The sequence below is a fragment of the Kitasatospora sp. NPDC056731 genome (assembly GCF_040687675.1).
Taxonomy (GTDB): domain Bacteria; phylum Actinomycetota; class Actinomycetes; order Streptomycetales; family Streptomycetaceae; genus Kitasatospora.
Genome location: NZ_JBFBNR010000018.1, coordinates 88440 through 103894 on the forward strand (window position 1 = coordinate 88440; position 15455 = coordinate 103894).

Genomic DNA, 15455 nt, shown 5'->3' on the forward strand with positions numbered 1-15455 from the left:
ACCACTCCCTAACGCTGTTAGGGGCTAGGAATCGGGAGGGTTCCCATGCAGGAGTCGAGCGCCCGGCGCAAACGGCTCGCGCTACTGACGCTCTGCGTCACCATGTTCATGTCCATGCTGGACAACGTCATCGTCAACAACGCCCTGCCCCGCATCGGCCAGGACCTGGACGCCGGGATCAGCGGCCTGCAATGGGTCGTCGAGGGATACAGCCTTGTCTACGCCGGGTTCGTGCTGACCGGCGGCGCGCTCGGTGACCGGCACGGCCGCACCCGGGTGTTCCGGTTCGGCCTCGCGCTGTTCACGGTCGGCTCCGCGCTCGCCGCGCTCGCCGGAACGATCGGCCTGCTGGTCGGCGCCCGGATGCTGCAAGGCGTCGGGGCCGCGCTGCTCACCCCGGGCAGCCTCGCCCTGCTGCGCCACGTTTTCACCGACGAGCGCGAGCGCGCCAAGGCGATCGGCCTCTGGTCCGGGGTCTCCGCGTTGGGCCTGTCGATCGGCCCGGTGGTCGGCGGGCCGATGGTCGAGCACCTCGGGTGGGCCAGCGTGTTCTGGATCAACGTGCCGATCGGCGTGGCCGCACTGGTGCTCGCCGCCCGCGTGCTCCCGGACATCCCCCCGCGTGCCCGGCGGATCGACCTCGGCGGCCTCGTCCTCTCCGCCGCGGGCCTCGGCCTGCTGGTCTACGCGCTGATCGAGGGGCCGACCCGAGGCTGGACGGACACCCGGGTGCTCCTCTGCGGGGCCGCGGCGCTCGTGCTGCTGGCCGCCTTCCTGGTGCTCGAACTGCGGCTCGCCGAACCGATGCTGGAGCTGCGGCTGTTCCGCGACGGCGCCCTCGGCGGCGCGCTGCTCAGCGGCTTCATGGTCAGCTTCGGGATCTTCGGCGCGCTCTTCTTCCTGCCGCTGCTGATGCAGGGCCCGCTCGGCTGGTCCCCGTCCGACGCGGGCTACGCCGGGCTGCCGATGACCGCGATGATCGTCGTCGCAGCCCCCCTCTCCGGCGGGCTGACCTCGCGGTACGGGCCCCGACTGCCGCTGGTGCTCGGTCTCGCGCTGTGTGCGGCAGGCCTCGGCGGGCTGTCCCTCTACGGCGAGCACGCCCACTACGTCGAGTACCTGTGGACCCTGTTCGCGATGGGCCTCGGGATGGGGATGACCTTCACCCCGGTGTCGATCGCGGTGCTCCAACGGGTCGCCCCGGCGCAGACCGGGATGGCCTCGGCGAGCATCAACACCCTGCGCGAGCTGGGCGGCGTCCTCGGGATCGCGGTGCTCGGCGCCGTGCTGACCAACCGGATGACCGGCAGCCTGACCGCCGCCCTGCACCGGCTCGGCGTGCCGCCGGACGCCGTCGGCCCGATCGCGGACGCGCCCGCCGGGGCGGGGCGCGGCAGTGGCGGCGCGGCCGCCGTGCTGCCCGGCCCGGTCCAGGACGCGGTGGACGGCGCCTTCATCGAGGGCCTCCACCTCGCGGCGCGCTGCGGTGCGGCCGCGCTCGCCGTCACCGCCGTCCTGGTCGCCGTCCTGCTGGGCCGGGCCCGCCCGCTCGCCCCGGGCGGCACCGGCCTCCCGGGATCGGCCCCCGACTCCGCGTCGAACCCGGGCTCCGACCCCGGCCCCGACCCGAGCCCCAGCCCGGAGCCGCTGGCCGAGGCCCGGCCGGTCTGACCGACCTGACCGACCTGACCGATCCGCGTGCCGACGCCACGTCAGCGGATGCCCTCGACCGCCGCCTGCGCCGTGCGGGCCAGCTCCCGGCGCGCCCCCGCCCGGGTGGCCTGCGGCGCGGGCGGCGGAATCGGCGGCAGGAACGTCACTTCGGCGACCAGCCCGCGCACCGCGACCACCCGGGCGAGCGAGGTGAGCAGTCCGTCGTCGCCGATGAAGGCGGGCACGCTGGTCGGCCGTCCGTCCGCCAGCCGGTAGCGGATCGTCACCGGCTGGACGAAGGCGCCCGCCTCCACCGCCGCCTGGAACAGTGCGGGCCGGAAGCGGCCGCTCTCCCGCCCGCACCAGGTGGACCCCTCCGGGAAGACGATCACCGGCTGGCCGGCGCGCAGCACCTCGGCCACCGCCGCCACGGTGTCGGGCAGCGCGCGCAGCCGGTCGCGGTCCAGGAACACGGTGCCGCCCCAGGCGATCAGCGGCCCGAGCACCGGCCACCGGCGGACCTCGGTCTTGGCCAGTGAGCGGCCCGGGCGGCCCGCCGCGATCAGCGGGATGTCCAGCCAGGACACGTGGTTGGCCACCACGAGCGTCCCGCCGCCGAGCGTGCCGCCCGGCGTCCCGAGGTGGACGGTGACCCCGAGGGTGTGCAACAGGACGCGCGCCCAGAGCCGGATCAGCCGCTCCCGGGTCCCGTACGGGAGGAGGCGCAGGGGCAGGCTGAGCAGCACGCCCGCCAGCACCGCCGCCAGGCAGGCCGCCAGCCGCAGCGCCCGCCGGGGGTGCGAGACGGCGGGCGCCGGGTCGGCCAGGCAGGTCTCGGGCCGGCAGGGGGCCGTCGGCAGCCAGACGCTCATGATGAGGCGCCGAGGGGCCGGGCGGGCAGTCCGGACAGGAAGTGCCGCAGGTAGCGCGGGTCGGTGCGCTCCAGGGACAGCAGCACGTACAGGTCGACGCAGTCGAAGTCCGGGTCGTACGCGGGCTCGCCGCAGACCCAGGCGCCGAGCCGCAGGTAGCCGCGGAGCAGGGCGGGCAGTGCGCCGCGCTCGGCGCGCGGCACGCCGGTGGCGTCCCAGCGGCGGCGCGGGGTGACCCGGTACTGCTCGGGGGCCAGGTACTTGGCGCTGACGGTGTCCCAGACCCGGGCCGCGGTGGCGCCGCCGTCGTCCAGGGGGATCGAGCAGCAGCCGCCGACCCAGGTGTTGCCGGTGTCGGAGAGGTAGCGGGCGATGCCGCCCCACATCAGGTTGATGACGGCGCCGTTGCCCCGGTGGTCGGGGTGGATGCAGGAGCGGCCGAGTTCCACCAGGCCCGGGCGGACCGGCGCCAGGGCGGAGAGCTCGAACTCGCCGTCGGAGTAGAGCCGTCCGGCCCGCCGGGCGGCCTCGGGGCGCAGCAGCCGGTAGGTGCCGACGACGGCGCCGTGCTCGCCCTCGCGGACCAGGAGGTGGTCGCAGTACTCGTCGAAGGGGTCGACGTCCAGGCCGGCGACCGGGCTGTGCAGGACGGCGCCGAGCTCGGCGGCGAACACCTGGTGGCGCAGCCGCTGGGCGGCGCGCACGTCGTCGGCGTCGCGGGCGAGGGAGACGGTGTAGGCGGCCGGGGCCTGCGGCCGGCGGGGGGTGGGGACGGCGGGGGCGTCCTGGGTGGGGGCTACTGCGGTCGGAGTGTACGTGGGGACGGTGGTCATGGCGGACCCTCCAGGGCAGCACGATCGGCGGCGCCCTGGATCGCCAGGGCACCGGCCCGGCCCGCAGGCGTTGGGCCTGCACGCGAACCGGTCCCCGTATATCTCTCCGAGCCGGTTGGCATCCATGTTGCGGCGCGGCGGAGCGCAGATGTGCAACTGCTGAATGGGACCACCCGTCGCCTCCCGGTCACCTGCCGGGCACCGGGCGCTCGCCCGCCGGGGGTGGACAGCCCGGGCGCCTGTGCGCCCGGGCCGGCCTCTCTCCCTCGGGATTCCCCCGGAACTCCGGTGGACGGGTGCGATGTTGCGTGCGACCGGCGTGCCCCGAGCAGGGCGCGCCCCTGGTGGGACCTAGAAGGCCTGCCAGCCCTTCGGGTCGACGTCGCCCGGGATGACGGGTGGGGGGCCGTAGGGTTCGCGGGTGAGGATGAAGGAGCCGAGGTCCAGGTGGCTGACCGTGCCGTCGGCCGCCCGGACCACCCGCAGGGTCTCGCCCGTGTAGTAGTCGTCCAGTCCCGTCCAGGTGCCGTCCGGCTCGGCGCGGAAGCGGGAGCTGCGGGCTCCGCCGGTGAGCGAGGTCAGTTCGAGGCCGCGGTCGGCCCGCAGCCGCAGGGCCTGCGCCGAAGTGCCCCAGTACCAGGGGCCGGTGAGGGCCAGCAGCTCCTCGTCGACCTCGGGCAGCGGGCGCCAGGGCTCGGGCAGCCGGGGCTCGTGCTCGGCGGTGAGCGTGATCAACTGGGTGGCCACCTGGGTGGTGCCGGCGCCGGTGGTGGCGTTGGACAGGGCGATCGCGGCCAGGCCGTCCTCGTCGCTGACCCACAGTGCGCCGGTGAAGCCGGGCATCGAGCCGGTGTGGCCGTACAGCACCCGGCCTTCGTGGCGGCGCAGTTGCAGGCCGAGGCCGTATCCGGTGGTCCAGGTCGTGTTGTCGGGGCCGGTGGCGGGCCGGCGCATCTCGGCGAGCGAGTCGGCGGCGAGCACCTTGTCGTCCCCGGCGGCGAGGAAGGCCGCCCAGCGGGCCAGGTCGGCGACGGTGGACCAGAGTTGGCCGGCCGGGCCCATCAGGCCGGTGTCGGTGAGCGGCTCCAGCAGCATGACGTCGGCCCACGGGTGGACGGCGAAGCCCCCGGCGTGCGGGTGCTCGGGCAGCAGGGTGGTGCGGTCCATGCCGAGCGGCGCCAGCACCTCGCGCTGCAGCACCTCGCCCCAGGGCTCGCCGCGCAGCCGCTCGACCAGCGCGCCGAGCAGCGCGTAGCCGGGGTTGGAGTAGTGGTGGAGGCGCCCGGCCGGGTGCTTGATCGCGGCGCCGGGCTCCAGCAGATCGTCCAGTCCGGGCCGCAGGGAGCCGTCGGTCCGCTCCCACCAGGGCCCGGGCGTCTCGGCGGCGAGTCCGGCGGTGTGGGCGAGCAGTTGCGCGATGGTCGCGCCGTCGGCCGGGGTGCCGGGCAGGTGGCGGGCGAGTGGGTCGGCGAGGTCGAGCAGGCCCTCGTCGCGCAGCCGCAGCACCAGCACGGCGACGAAGGTCTTGGTGAGCGAGCCGATCCGGTACTGGACGTCGGGGGTCGGCGCGTGTCCGTCGATCATGCTGCGGGCGCCGCTCCAGACCAGCCGGCCGTCCCGGACCACTCCGGCGGCCAGGGAGGGCGTGCGCCCTTCGGCCTGGGCGACGGCGATCCGGTGCAGCAGGGCGCGGCGGGTGGTCGGCAGCAGTTCGTCGGACTGATCGGTCATCTGATCCTCTGAATCCTTCGGCGCGGTCCGGCGGGGGAGGCCCGTCGGTGTGGTCTGCCACGAGGTCCGCCGGCGAGACCGTCGGCGAGGTCCGCAGGCGGGGGCCGCCGGTCAACACGGACGGGCGACAGACGAACCCAACCTAGCCAGGCCGCTCCGAAGGATCCACCCGTTATCTCCGCAAACGCCCCGCGATCGCGCCGCGAATGCCCCGTCAACGCCCCGCGATGTCGCCGCCGGTCCGGTCAGCCCGGCAGCGGCGGGAGTTCGGGCCGCTGCAGCCAGGCCTCGAAGACCGGCGCCAGCGTGGCGGTCGTGTACCGGGAGGCGTGCGCGAGCAGGTCGGCGGTGCCGACGACGCCGTGCCGGTGGACGCTCGTCCAGTCCCGCAGCATCGCGAAGAAGGCGTCCTCGCCCAGCGCCCGCCGCAGCGCGTGCACGGCGAGGCCGCCGCGCTGGTACAGCCGGTCGTCGAACATCAGCCTGCGGCCCGGGTCGGCGAGCCTGAGGTCCTGCGGGAGCCCGGCCAGCAGGCCGTGCGCGGCGGCGGCGTGGGTGGCCGCGGCCGGGCCGCCGGCGTGCTCGGACCACAGCCACTCGGCGTACTTGGCGAAGCCCTCGTTCAGCCAGATGTGCCGCCAGTCGGCGATCGTCACGCTGTTGCCGAACCACTGGTGCGCCAGCTCGTGGGCGATCAGCCGCTCGCGCTGCCAGCCGCCGCCGAGGTGGTTCGTCCCGAAGGTGGCGACGCCCTGCGCCTCCACCGGAACGTCCAGTTCCTCGTCCGCGACGACCACCGCGTACTCGCCGAACGGGTACGGCCCGAACACCTCGCCGAAGTACGCCATCATCTCCGGCTGCCGGCCGAAGTCCCGGGTGAACGCGGGGACCAGCCGCTCCGGCACGTAGCCGGTCTGCGGCACGGCCGGGCGGGCCGCCAGCGGCACCGGCCGGTAGTGGCCGATCGACACCGTCACCAGGTACGGCGAGGTCGGCGCGCTCTGCTCGTACACCCAGGTGGTGCTGGACGCCCGGGTGGTGCGGGTCAGCAGCCGGCCGCTCGCCAGCACGGTGAACGGGGACGGCGTGGTGATCGCGATCTGGTACGTCGCCTTGTCGGCGGGCCGGTCGTTGCACGGGAACCAGGACGGCGCGCCGATCGGCTGGCTGGCGACCAGCGAGCCGTCGGTCAGCTCCTCCCAGCCCAGGCCGCCCCACGGGCTGCGCACCGGGCGGGGGTTGCCGGTGTAGTGCACCTCGACGGTGAACGCCGCCCCCGCCGCCAGCGCCCTGGCCGGGCGGATCCGCAGCTTGCCGGCGCGGTGGGTGTAGCGGGCGGCCTTGCCGTCGACCAGCACCCGCCCGATCCGGAACTCGGCCAGGTCCAGCGCGAACTCGGCCAGCGCCGCGTCCGCCACGGCGCTCAGCCGGGCCGAGGCCGCCAGCCGGTTCGGCCCGGGCCGGTAGTCCAGCGCGAGCTCGTAGCGGTGGACCCGGTAGCGGTGGTCGCCGCTGGCCGGGAAGTACGGGTCGGGGGCGCCGGCGGCCGCCGGGACGTGCTTGGGCTTCACGGGGGCGGGCACTTCCTGCGGGCCGGGACGGGTGGTCATGGCGTGGGCTGCCACGCCTCGATGGGGTTGCCCAGCCACCGCGTGTCGGCGGGGACGGACTCGGCGCGCATCACCAGCGAGGCCGGGCCCAGCGTGCTGCGCGCGCCCACCGTGCTGCCGGGCAGCACGATGCCGCCCGGGCCCAGGGTGGCGCCCTCGCGGAGGACCACAGTATCCATCCGCATGATCCGGTCGTGGAAGAGGTGCGTCTGCACCACGCAGCCCCGGTTGACGGTGACGCCGTCCCCGAGGGTGACCAGGTCCGCCTCCGGCAGCCAGTAGCTCTCGCACCAGACGCCGCGGCCGACCCGCGCGCCGAGCGCCCGCAGCCAGAGGTTCAGCACCGGCGTGCCCGGCACCGCGCCGACCAGCCACGGCACCGCCAGCACCTCGACGAAGGTGTCCGCGAGCTCGTTGCGCCACACGAAGCTGCTCCACAGCGGGTGCTCCACCGCCCGGAACCGGCCGACCAGCAGCCACTTCGCCGCCACCGCGACCAGGCAGGCCACCGCGCCGGCGCCCAGCAGCACCAGGCCCGAGAGCAGCGCGGCCACGCCCGCCGGCCAGGAGACGGACAGCCGGGACAGCACCGCGACGGTCAGCATGCCGAGCGCCCCCGAGGCGAGCACCGGCAGCAGCCGGGCCAGCTCGACCAGTCCGCGCGCCCAGAGCAGCCGGACCGGCGGCTCGTAGGTCAGGCTCTGGTCGGCCTCGTCCGCCGCGCGCGGCAGCCGCATCGGCGGCATGCCCAGGTACGAGCCGCCCTTCTTGGCCTTCTCCGGCGTTGCCGACAGCACGCCCACCAGGCCCCGCTTGGGCACCGCCCGCCCCGGCGCGGTCATTCCCGAGTTCCCGAGGAACGCCCGCTCGCCGACCTTCGCCTCGCCGAGCCGCACCCAGCCGCCGCCCAGCTCGTACGGCGCGATCAGGGTGTCGTCGGCCAGGAACGCGCCGTCGCCGACGGTGGTCAGGCTGGGCAGCGCCAGCACCGTGGACACCTCCGCGCCCCGGCCGACCCTCATCCCGAGCGCCCGCAGCCACAGCGGCGTGACCAGCCCCGCGTACAGCGGGAACAGCACCTCCCGGGCCCGGTCCATCAGCTGGGTGACGGTCCACGCCTGCCAGCCGACCCGGCCGTGCAGCGGGTGCACCCCGGGGACCAGACCGCGGCTCAGCAACCGGACGGCGGCCACCAGCTGTGCCGCGTACACCGCGCCGTACGCCAGGGTGGCGGGCAGCAGGCCGAGCAGCGCGCCGCCGAGCGCCGCGCCGAGGTCGTCGCCCTGGTGGACGAAACCGGCGAGGACCGCGAGCGCGGCCAGCGCGGGCGCCACCGGGAGCAGGCCGAGCGCCGTGCCGCTGGCGCCGTAGAGCGCGGCCCAGAAGGCCCGGTGCGGCGGGCGCTCCTTGGGCCACGCCCGCTCGACGCGGCCCAGCTTGACGGCGGGCGCGCCGCCCCAGCGCTGGCCGGTCGGCACCTGCCCGGTGACGCTGGAGCCGGGCAGCACCTGGGCGCGCTTGCCGACCCGGGCGCCGGGCAGCAGGGTCGAGCGGGTGCCGACCACGGCGCCGGAGCCGACCTTGACCTGGCCGACCTCCAGCCGGTCGCCGTCCAGCCAGTAGCCGCACAGGTCCACCTCGGCCTCGACGGCGCAGCCCCGGCCCAGCTTCAGCATCCCGGTGACCGGCGGAAGCGAGTGCAGGTCCACCTCGGGCCCGACCTTGGCACCCAGCGCCCGGGCGTAGCGGACCAGCCAGGCACCGGACAGTGCGGTGGCGCCGCTGAGCTCGGCGAGCCGCTCGGCGGTCCAGAGCCGCAGGTGGATGGCGCCGCCGCGCGGATGGCTGCCCGGTCGCAGGCCGCGCAGCAGCAGCCGGGCGCCGCCGGCCGCGATCGCCAGCCGGCCCGCCGGGGTGTACAGCGCCAGGGCGCCCGCGCCGACCGCCCACCAGGAGGCGGTGGGCGCCCACGGGTAGTCGCCGAGGTGGGAGAGCAGGTTGCCGGCGGCCAGCAGGGCGACCGTCCAGCGCAGGCCGACCACGGTGAACAGCGGGATCAGCAGGAGCAGCTGGAGCAGCTTGGCCCTGGTCGGCACCAGCGCGACGGTGCGGGCCTGGCCGCCCTGGGCGGCGGTGCGCTCCAGGTGCCGGGCGAGCTTGCGCAGCGTCGGGTGCTGGTAGACGTCCAGCACGGCGGCGTTCGGGTAGCGGGTGCGCAGCAGCGTGGTGAGCCGGGCGGCGGCCAGGCTGCCGCCGCCGATGCCGAAGAAGTCGTCGCGCGGGCCGCTCACCGTCACACCGAGGATCTCGGCCCACTGCTCGGCCAGCCAGGCCTCGGTGCCGTACAGCTGCTCGCTCGGCCCGGCGTTCTCCAGCTCGGGCAGCGGCCAGGGCAGCGCGGCCCGGTCGACCTTGCCGGAGGTGCGGGTGGGCAGGGTGTCGACCGGCGCGAGCAGCGGCACCAGGGCGGCTGGCAACTCGGCGCGCAGCCGCTCGACGGACTGCTCGCGGTCGAAGCCGTCCTGGACGACCAGGTAGCCGACCAGCAGCTGGTTGCCGCCGCGCGCGGTGCGGACGGCGGCGGCCGCGCCCGCCACGCCGGGCAGGGCCTGGAGCGCCGCGTCGACCTCGCCGAGTTCGATCCGGCGGCCGCCGAGCTTGATCTGCTCGTCGGTGCGGCCGAGGAACAGCAGGCCGGCCGGGTCGGCCTGGACCAGGTCGCCGCTGCGGTACGCGCGCTCCCAGCCGAGCGAGGCCAGCGGCGCGTACTTCTCGGCGTCCTTCTCCGGGTCGAGGTAGCGGGCCAGGCCGACCCCGCCGATCACCAGCTGGCCGGTGCCGCCGGCCGCGACCGGCTCGCCGGCCTCGTCGACCACGGCGAGGTCCCAGCCGTCCAGCGGCAGGCCGATCCGGACCGGGCCGTCGCCGGTCAGCAGCGCGGCGCAGGCGACCACGGTGGCCTCGGTGGGGCCGTAGGTGTTCCAGACCTCGCGGCCCTCGGTGACCAGCCGCTGCACCAGCTCCGGCGGGCAGGCCTCGCCGCCGAAGATCAGCAGCCGCACCTCGTTGAGCGCCTCGGCCGGCCAGAGCGCGGCCAGCGTCGGGACGGTGGAGACCACGGTGATCTCCTGCTCCGCCAGCCAGGGGCCGAGGTCGGCGCCGCTGCGCACCTGGGAGCGGGGGACGGGCACCAGGCAGGCGCCGTGGCGCCAGGCCAGCCACATCTCCTCGCAGGAGGCGTCGAAGGCCACCGACAGGCCGGCCATCACCCGGTCGCCGGGGCCGATCGGCTCGTCCTGGAGGAAGAGCGTCGCCTCGGCGTCGACGAAGGCGGCGGCGTTGCGGTGGGTGACGGCCACGCCCTTGGGGCGGCCGGTGGAACCGGAGGTGAAGATGATCCAGGCGTCGTCGGCCGGGGTGGGGCGGGGGCGGTGGTCCGCGGCCGCCTCGCCGGGGTGGGGCACCGGGCGTTCGCGGTGGACGGTCAGCGCGCGGTCGGCGCCGAGCACCGCAGCGACGCCGGCCTCCCCGAAGACCAGCTGGGCACGCTCGTCCGGGTCCTCGGCGTCGACCGGCACGTAGGCGGCGCCGGCGGCGAGCACCGCGAGGATCGAGACGTACAGGTCGTTGGTGCCCGAGGGCACCCGCACGCCCACCCGGTCGCCGGGGCCGATCCCGGCGGCGGCCAGCCGGCGGCGCAGCTGCTCGACCTCGGCGGCCAGGGCGCGGTAGCCGAGCACGGTGCGCCCGTCGTCCAGGGCCGGTTCGTCGGGGTGGGCGCGGACGGCGGCGTCCAGGACGTCGACCAGGGTGCGCGGTGCGGCGGCCGGACGGCCCGGGAAGAGGGCGTGCGGCGGTGGGGCCTGCGGCGGCGTGGCGTGGGGCGGCGTGGCTCGGGGAGGTGTGGCTCGGGGTGGCGTGGCGGACTGCTCCGTGCTCGGTTCAGCTGTCATGGCAGCCCGTACGCTCCTCGTCCTCGCCCCGTTCCGACCGATGCCCGGCCCTTCGGGGCGGTGGGAGCACTTGCCTGACCGGGTGACCCCACTCCGGGGCCGGAGCGGACAACCCGACTGATGGTAGCCCCGGGTGCGAGGCGCCGTACGGCCCGACACCTGGCCCAACTAGGCCGGAAATGGCCTGAGCTGACGTTGCGTCAGTCAACAACTGGATAGGCGTGGAAGTCATGTGACTGGATGTCAGTCGAATTGACGGATCGTCAGGCCGAATTCTCGATCGTGATCCACGCCACAGCGAATGCTGCTCCCTTCGGGTGGCGGGCCCGGCTTCCCGGCCCGGTTCCGGCCCGGCCGCCGGGCCCGCCATGGTGTCGGAGTGGTGTTCGAGTGGCGCCAGAGAGGTGCCCGGGTGGTGCCCGAGTGGCGCCCGAACGGTCAGCGGAAGCAGTGCAGGTGCTCCCGGAGGAACGCCTCCAGGGTGCGCGGGGCGTGCCCGGTGAGGTGGGTGAGGGTGTCGTCGGGCGCCTCCTGGCGGACCACCGCGAGCTGCTGGATCTCCACCACGTGGGAGGCCAGCCAGGGCGGCATCCCGGCCCGCTCGACCAGGTGGGCGTGCAGCTCGGCCGGGGGCAGGTCGAGGTAGCGGACCGGGCGGCCGAGCAACTCGCCGAGCAGCCCGGTGAGCTCCGGGTAGCTGTACGCCCGGCCGCCGGTGAGCGGATACGTTCCGCCGGTGAGCTCCGGGCGGGTGAGCACCCCGGCCGCGGCGTCGCCGATGTCCCGGGCGTCGACGTAGTTGCAGCGGGCCTGGCCCAGGGCGCCGTGCACCACCCCGGCGGCGGCGATGCCGGGTGCCAGCAGCAGCAGCTTCTGCATGAACGCGTACGGCCGCAGCACCGTCGCGGTGACGCCGGACGCGCGCAGGTGCTCCTCGATCAGATGGTGGCCGCGCGAGACGGCCACGGGGGAGTCCGGTTCGGCTGCGGGTGCGGAGATCTTGACGATGTGCTCCACGCCGCTCTCGACCGCCGCGTCGATCGCGGCCAGCTCGTGCTGGACCTGGTGCGGGCCGTTGGCCATGGTGAGGAAGAGCTGGTGCGCGCCGCGGAAGGCCGCGCGCAGCGAGTCCGGGTCGGCGGCGTCGGCCGGGAGCGTCTCGGTCAGTGCGAGGGTCCGGTCGTCGAGGCCGGCCGCGAGGCGGGCGGGGTCGCGGCTGAGTGAGCGGCTCGGTGCACCGAGGGCGGCGAGGCTGCGCAGGGTGGCACTGCCGGTGGCGCCTCCGGCGCCCATGACGACGATCATGAGGTCTGTCCTTCCGGTCGGGTGGAGAGTCGGTGCTGCGGGGATCGGGGCCGGCGGCTGCCGCGCCAGCGCCAGGTGATCACGGTGGCCGCGATCGCCGACGAGACCGGCAGGTCGATCGGAAGGCGGCCGGGCCAGGGGCTGGTGGCGAGCCCGTGGATCTGCGGCAGCCAGTGCGCGGCCGCGAGGCCGACGGCGAGTGCGACGGCCGCGGCGGCCAGGCCGAGTGCGGGGGCCAGCAGGGCGCGCGGTGCCCGGCCGTCCGGGGAGCGGTTGGACCGGCGTCGCAGGGCGGAGCCGACCAGGGTGGCGACGACGGCCGAGGTGCCGCCGATCGTGGTGGCCGCGGCGATCATCAGCTGCGGCTGGTGCGTGACGGCCCCGCCGATGCCGGCCATCACGGCGGGCATCGCGTAGGCGACGAGGACCTCCCGCCACAGGGTGAAGGGGGGCGGTGCGCCGGGTGCTTTCTTGCTCATGGGCCTCTCCTGCGGAGGTGCTGGGGTGAAAGTGATTAGGTGGCTAACTATTTGTGCTTAGGTGCCTAACTATTGGGTCGTGAAGTCGGCGGGCCGCCTTGCGCGGCCCGCCGTTCTCGGCCGGGTCAGTCCGCGGTCAGCGCGTCGGCGCCCTCGACCACCCTGGCCAGGAGGTCGAGGAAGGTGGCGCGCTCCTCGACCGAGAGCCCGCCGACCAGCGCCTGCATCCGGGCGAAGTGCTCGGGCGCCAGATCGCGCAGCCGCTGTGCGCCGCGTGCGGTGAGGACCACCACGTTGGCGCGGCCGTCCTCGGCGGACGGGCGGCGGACCACCAGGCCCTCCCGCTCCAGGCCGTCCACCAGGCCGGTCACGGTCGCCCGCGAGACGCCGAGGCCGGCCGCGAGCTGGGAGGGCGACTTCTCGCCGCCGTGGTCCTCCAGGTCGGCCAGCAGTCGGTAGCGGCCGGTGGAGAGCCCGAACCGGGCGAAGTGCACCTCCCCGGCCTGGCCGATCCGGGCACCCGCCGCCATCAGCCTGGCCGCGACCAGGATCGCCTGCGGGTCGGCCGTGAGGCCGTAGCGGGCGATCTGGCGGCGTGCCTGATCGAGGGTGGGGGCGCCGCTGCCGGCGTCGGGGCGTTGCGTCATGAAAGTAATATGGCGCCTCATCAGTTTCCCGGTCAAGTCGACCGTCCGGCGTTCGATGTCCGGCGTCCGAAGGCGGCCGCGCTGCGCGGGGCGGCCGGCGTCGGTGGCGGGCGGGTGTGCGGGCGGGTGCTCTGCCAGCCGTCGGGCGGCGCTCCGGCCGTCGGGCGGCGCTCCGGCCGTCGAGCGGCGCTGGGTGTCCGGGTGTCCGGGTGTCTGGGTGTCTGGGTGTCTGGGTTCCATGGTGACGAACCATCAGGTCAATCAACCGTCAAGTTGGTTCATTCACAGAATAATCCGGTCGCAAAATGGAAGCCATCGAAACATTTACGCTGCTTCCAGGTCTTCACATGGAGATCTCAGACTGACAGGCTGGGGCCGCCCTTTCAGTACTGAGGAGGTTCCTTGTCCCGTATATCCACGCTGGCCGGAGCGGTCACCTGCGCCCTCGCCCTCGTCACCGGTAGTGCTGTCGCGGCGTCGGCGGCGCCGATAGACCTGGCGCCGGGTGCGGCGGCCGAGGCGAAGGTCGCCGCTGTCAACTGGACCCCGTGTAACCCCGACCCGAGCAAGCCGGACCCAGGCATCTACGACTGTGCCGTGTACCCGGTGCCGCTGGACTATGACAACCCGTCGGGTGAGAAGATCGGCATCGCCATGATGCGCCGGCGGGCGAGCGACCCGTCCAAGCGGATCGGCTCGCTGTTCCTCAACCCGGGCGGCCCGGGTGGTAGCGGCTACCTGTGGGCGACCACCACCCGATTCGGCACCGAGGTGCAGTCGCGCTTCGACCTGGTCGGCTTCGACCCCCGCGGCGTGGCCCGGAGCAACCCGCTCAAGTGCTTCAAGACGCAGGAGGACGCCGACGCGGTCAACGGCCGCATGGTCGGCGTGCCGGTCACCAAGGCCGAGATCAACGAGACGCTGGACGCGGACCAGGACTACACCGACGCGTGCAGCAAGAACGCCGGCCCGCTGATCGAGCACATGTCGACCATCAACGTGGTCCGCGACCTCGACCGGATGCGCCGCGCCGTCGGCGACTCCCAGCTCAACTTCGCCGGGTTCTCCTACGGCACCCTGATCGGCGCGACCTACGCCGGGATGTACCCGAACAAGGTGCGCACGATCATCGTCGACGGCAACGTCGACCCGAACCTGCGCCTGCATGACGGCCTGGAGTACGACCGTCAGCGGGCGGGCGGCTTCGAGCTGGCCCTGGACGAGTTCCTGAAGCGCTGCCAGGCCGCCGGCGCCCCGCGCTGCGCCTTCGGCGAGGGCGACACCCGGGCCAAGTTCGACCAGCTCCGCGACCACCTGCGGACCAGCCCGGTCACCCTGCCGAACGGCTCCCAGGTGACGCTGAGCACCTTCACCAGCGAGGTGGCCAGCGCGCTGTACTCGCAGGCCAAGCTGGCGCCGCTGGCCAAGTCGCTGCAGGCGACGTACCAGCTGGTCCAGAAGCCGGCCGCGAACACCCTGATGGCGCCGAAGGCGACCGTCTCGGACGACGACGCCAACATCCTCGCGGTGAACGCCCCGCGGGCGCTGCGCGAGGCCCCGGTCGACTCCGAGTACACCGCCGACGACTCCTACATGGGCGTCAACTGCCAGGACAAGCCGTACCCGTCGAACGACCGGGTCTTCCCGAACGTCGCCAAGGCCTGGGAGAAGGAGTCGCCGACCTTCGGCCGCTACCAGGCCTTCGACGCGCCCGCCTGCGCGAGCTGGCCGGCCCCGGCCCGGGACGCCGAGCGCTTCAGCGGCCCGTGGAACAAGAAGACCTCGAACACCGTCATGGTGATCGGCAACCTCTACGACCCGGCCACCCAGTACAAGTTCGCCCAGCGGATGCAGCAGCAGCTGGGCAACGCCGTGCTGGTCAGCGTGGACTCGATCGAGCACTGCGCCGTCGGCCGCAGCCAGGCGCTGAACGCGCTGGTCACCCGCTACCTGGTGGACGGCACCGCGCCGAAGCCGGGCCAGCTGCTGAAGCCGGACGCGGCGATCTTCCCGGCGGCCTGACGGGGCTGAGCAGCCGGCCGGTGCCGGCCCGCAAGGCCTGCACGTCCCGCCGGGCCCGCCCGGCAGGACTGGCCGGGCGGCCCCCGGGGGCCTGAGGTGCGCATGAACAGATGTGGTGGTCGGCGGCGCCGGCCACCACATCCGTGTTTTCCGGCCGAGCCCCCGGAGGACGGCGTGAACACGGATGGCCGTGCGAACGCGGACGACGGCGTGAGCGCGGATGACGGTGCGAACGGGAAATGCGGCGTGAATGCGACGGTGGATCGCCATCCGGCCCTCCTCGGAAACGAGTTCTTCTCGGATTCTTCTCGGATGTCGGGGACCGTAGCCGATACCACTGACAATCGGCC

The 15455-nt window shown here is 74.6% G+C and carries 10 protein-coding genes; 2 read left to right on the forward strand and 8 right to left on the reverse strand.

Going from position 1 to position 15455, the window contains the following annotated elements:
• Window positions 1-45: 45 nt before the first annotated feature.
• Window positions 46-1671 carry an MFS transporter gene (locus AB0R04_RS20565; protein WP_363373063.1) on the forward strand — a complete coding sequence of 542 codons (1626 nt, stop codon included), beginning with the start codon at window positions 46-48 and terminating at the stop codon, window positions 1669-1671.
• Window positions 1672-1712: 41 nt separating this feature from the next.
• Here AB0R04_RS20565 and AB0R04_RS20570 read toward each other — a convergent pair whose 3' ends face one another.
• The 8 genes from AB0R04_RS20570 to AB0R04_RS20605 all read right to left on the reverse strand — a co-directional run bounded on the left by AB0R04_RS20570 (window position 1713) and on the right by AB0R04_RS20605 (window position 13083).
• Window positions 1713-2525: a lysophospholipid acyltransferase family protein gene (locus AB0R04_RS20570; protein ID WP_363373065.1), complete on the reverse strand. Its 813-nt coding sequence runs from the start codon at window positions 2523-2525 to the stop codon at window positions 1713-1715.
• On the reverse strand, window positions 2522-3358 hold the full coding sequence (locus AB0R04_RS20575) for a GNAT family N-acyltransferase (protein ID WP_363373066.1): 837 nt from the start codon (window positions 3356-3358) through the stop codon (window positions 2522-2524). The genes AB0R04_RS20570 and AB0R04_RS20575 overlap by 4 nt, the downstream gene beginning before the upstream one ends.
• A 351-nt stretch (window positions 3359-3709) precedes the next feature.
• Window positions 3710-5089, reverse strand: a complete 1380-nt coding sequence (locus AB0R04_RS20580; RefSeq protein ID WP_363373069.1) for a serine hydrolase domain-containing protein — start codon at window positions 5087-5089, stop codon at window positions 3710-3712.
• A gap of 245 nt (window positions 5090-5334) precedes the next feature.
• A complete protein-coding gene (locus AB0R04_RS20585; protein WP_363373072.1) occupies window positions 5335-6699 on the reverse strand; it encodes a M1 family metallopeptidase in 1365 nt (454 codons plus the stop codon).
• On the reverse strand, window positions 6696-10652 hold the full coding sequence (locus AB0R04_RS20590) for a Pls/PosA family non-ribosomal peptide synthetase (protein ID WP_363373074.1): 3957 nt from the start codon (window positions 10650-10652) through the stop codon (window positions 6696-6698). Before AB0R04_RS20590 ends, AB0R04_RS20585 begins: the two co-directional genes overlap by 4 nt.
• 438 nt (window positions 10653-11090) lie before the next feature.
• The gene (locus AB0R04_RS20595) at window positions 11091-11957 is read right to left on the reverse strand and encodes an NmrA family NAD(P)-binding protein (RefSeq protein WP_363373076.1); all 867 of its coding nucleotides are present in this window, start codon (window positions 11955-11957) and stop codon (window positions 11091-11093) included.
• Window positions 11954-12436 carry a hypothetical protein gene (locus tag AB0R04_RS20600; protein ID WP_363373078.1) on the reverse strand — a complete coding sequence of 161 codons (483 nt, stop codon included), beginning with the start codon at window positions 12434-12436 and terminating at the stop codon, window positions 11954-11956. Before AB0R04_RS20600 ends, AB0R04_RS20595 begins: the two co-directional genes overlap by 4 nt.
• A gap of 125 nt (window positions 12437-12561) precedes the next feature.
• The gene (locus AB0R04_RS20605; RefSeq protein WP_363373080.1) at window positions 12562-13083 is read right to left on the reverse strand and encodes a MarR family transcriptional regulator; all 522 of its coding nucleotides are present in this window, start codon (window positions 13081-13083) and stop codon (window positions 12562-12564) included.
• A gap of 402 nt (window positions 13084-13485) precedes the next feature.
• Between AB0R04_RS20605 and AB0R04_RS20610 the strand changes: the two genes are divergently transcribed.
• Window positions 13486-15105, forward strand: coding sequence for an alpha/beta hydrolase (locus tag AB0R04_RS20610; protein WP_208869033.1), 1620 nt, complete (start codon window positions 13486-13488; stop codon window positions 15103-15105).
• Window positions 15106-15455: the final 350 nt, after the last annotated feature.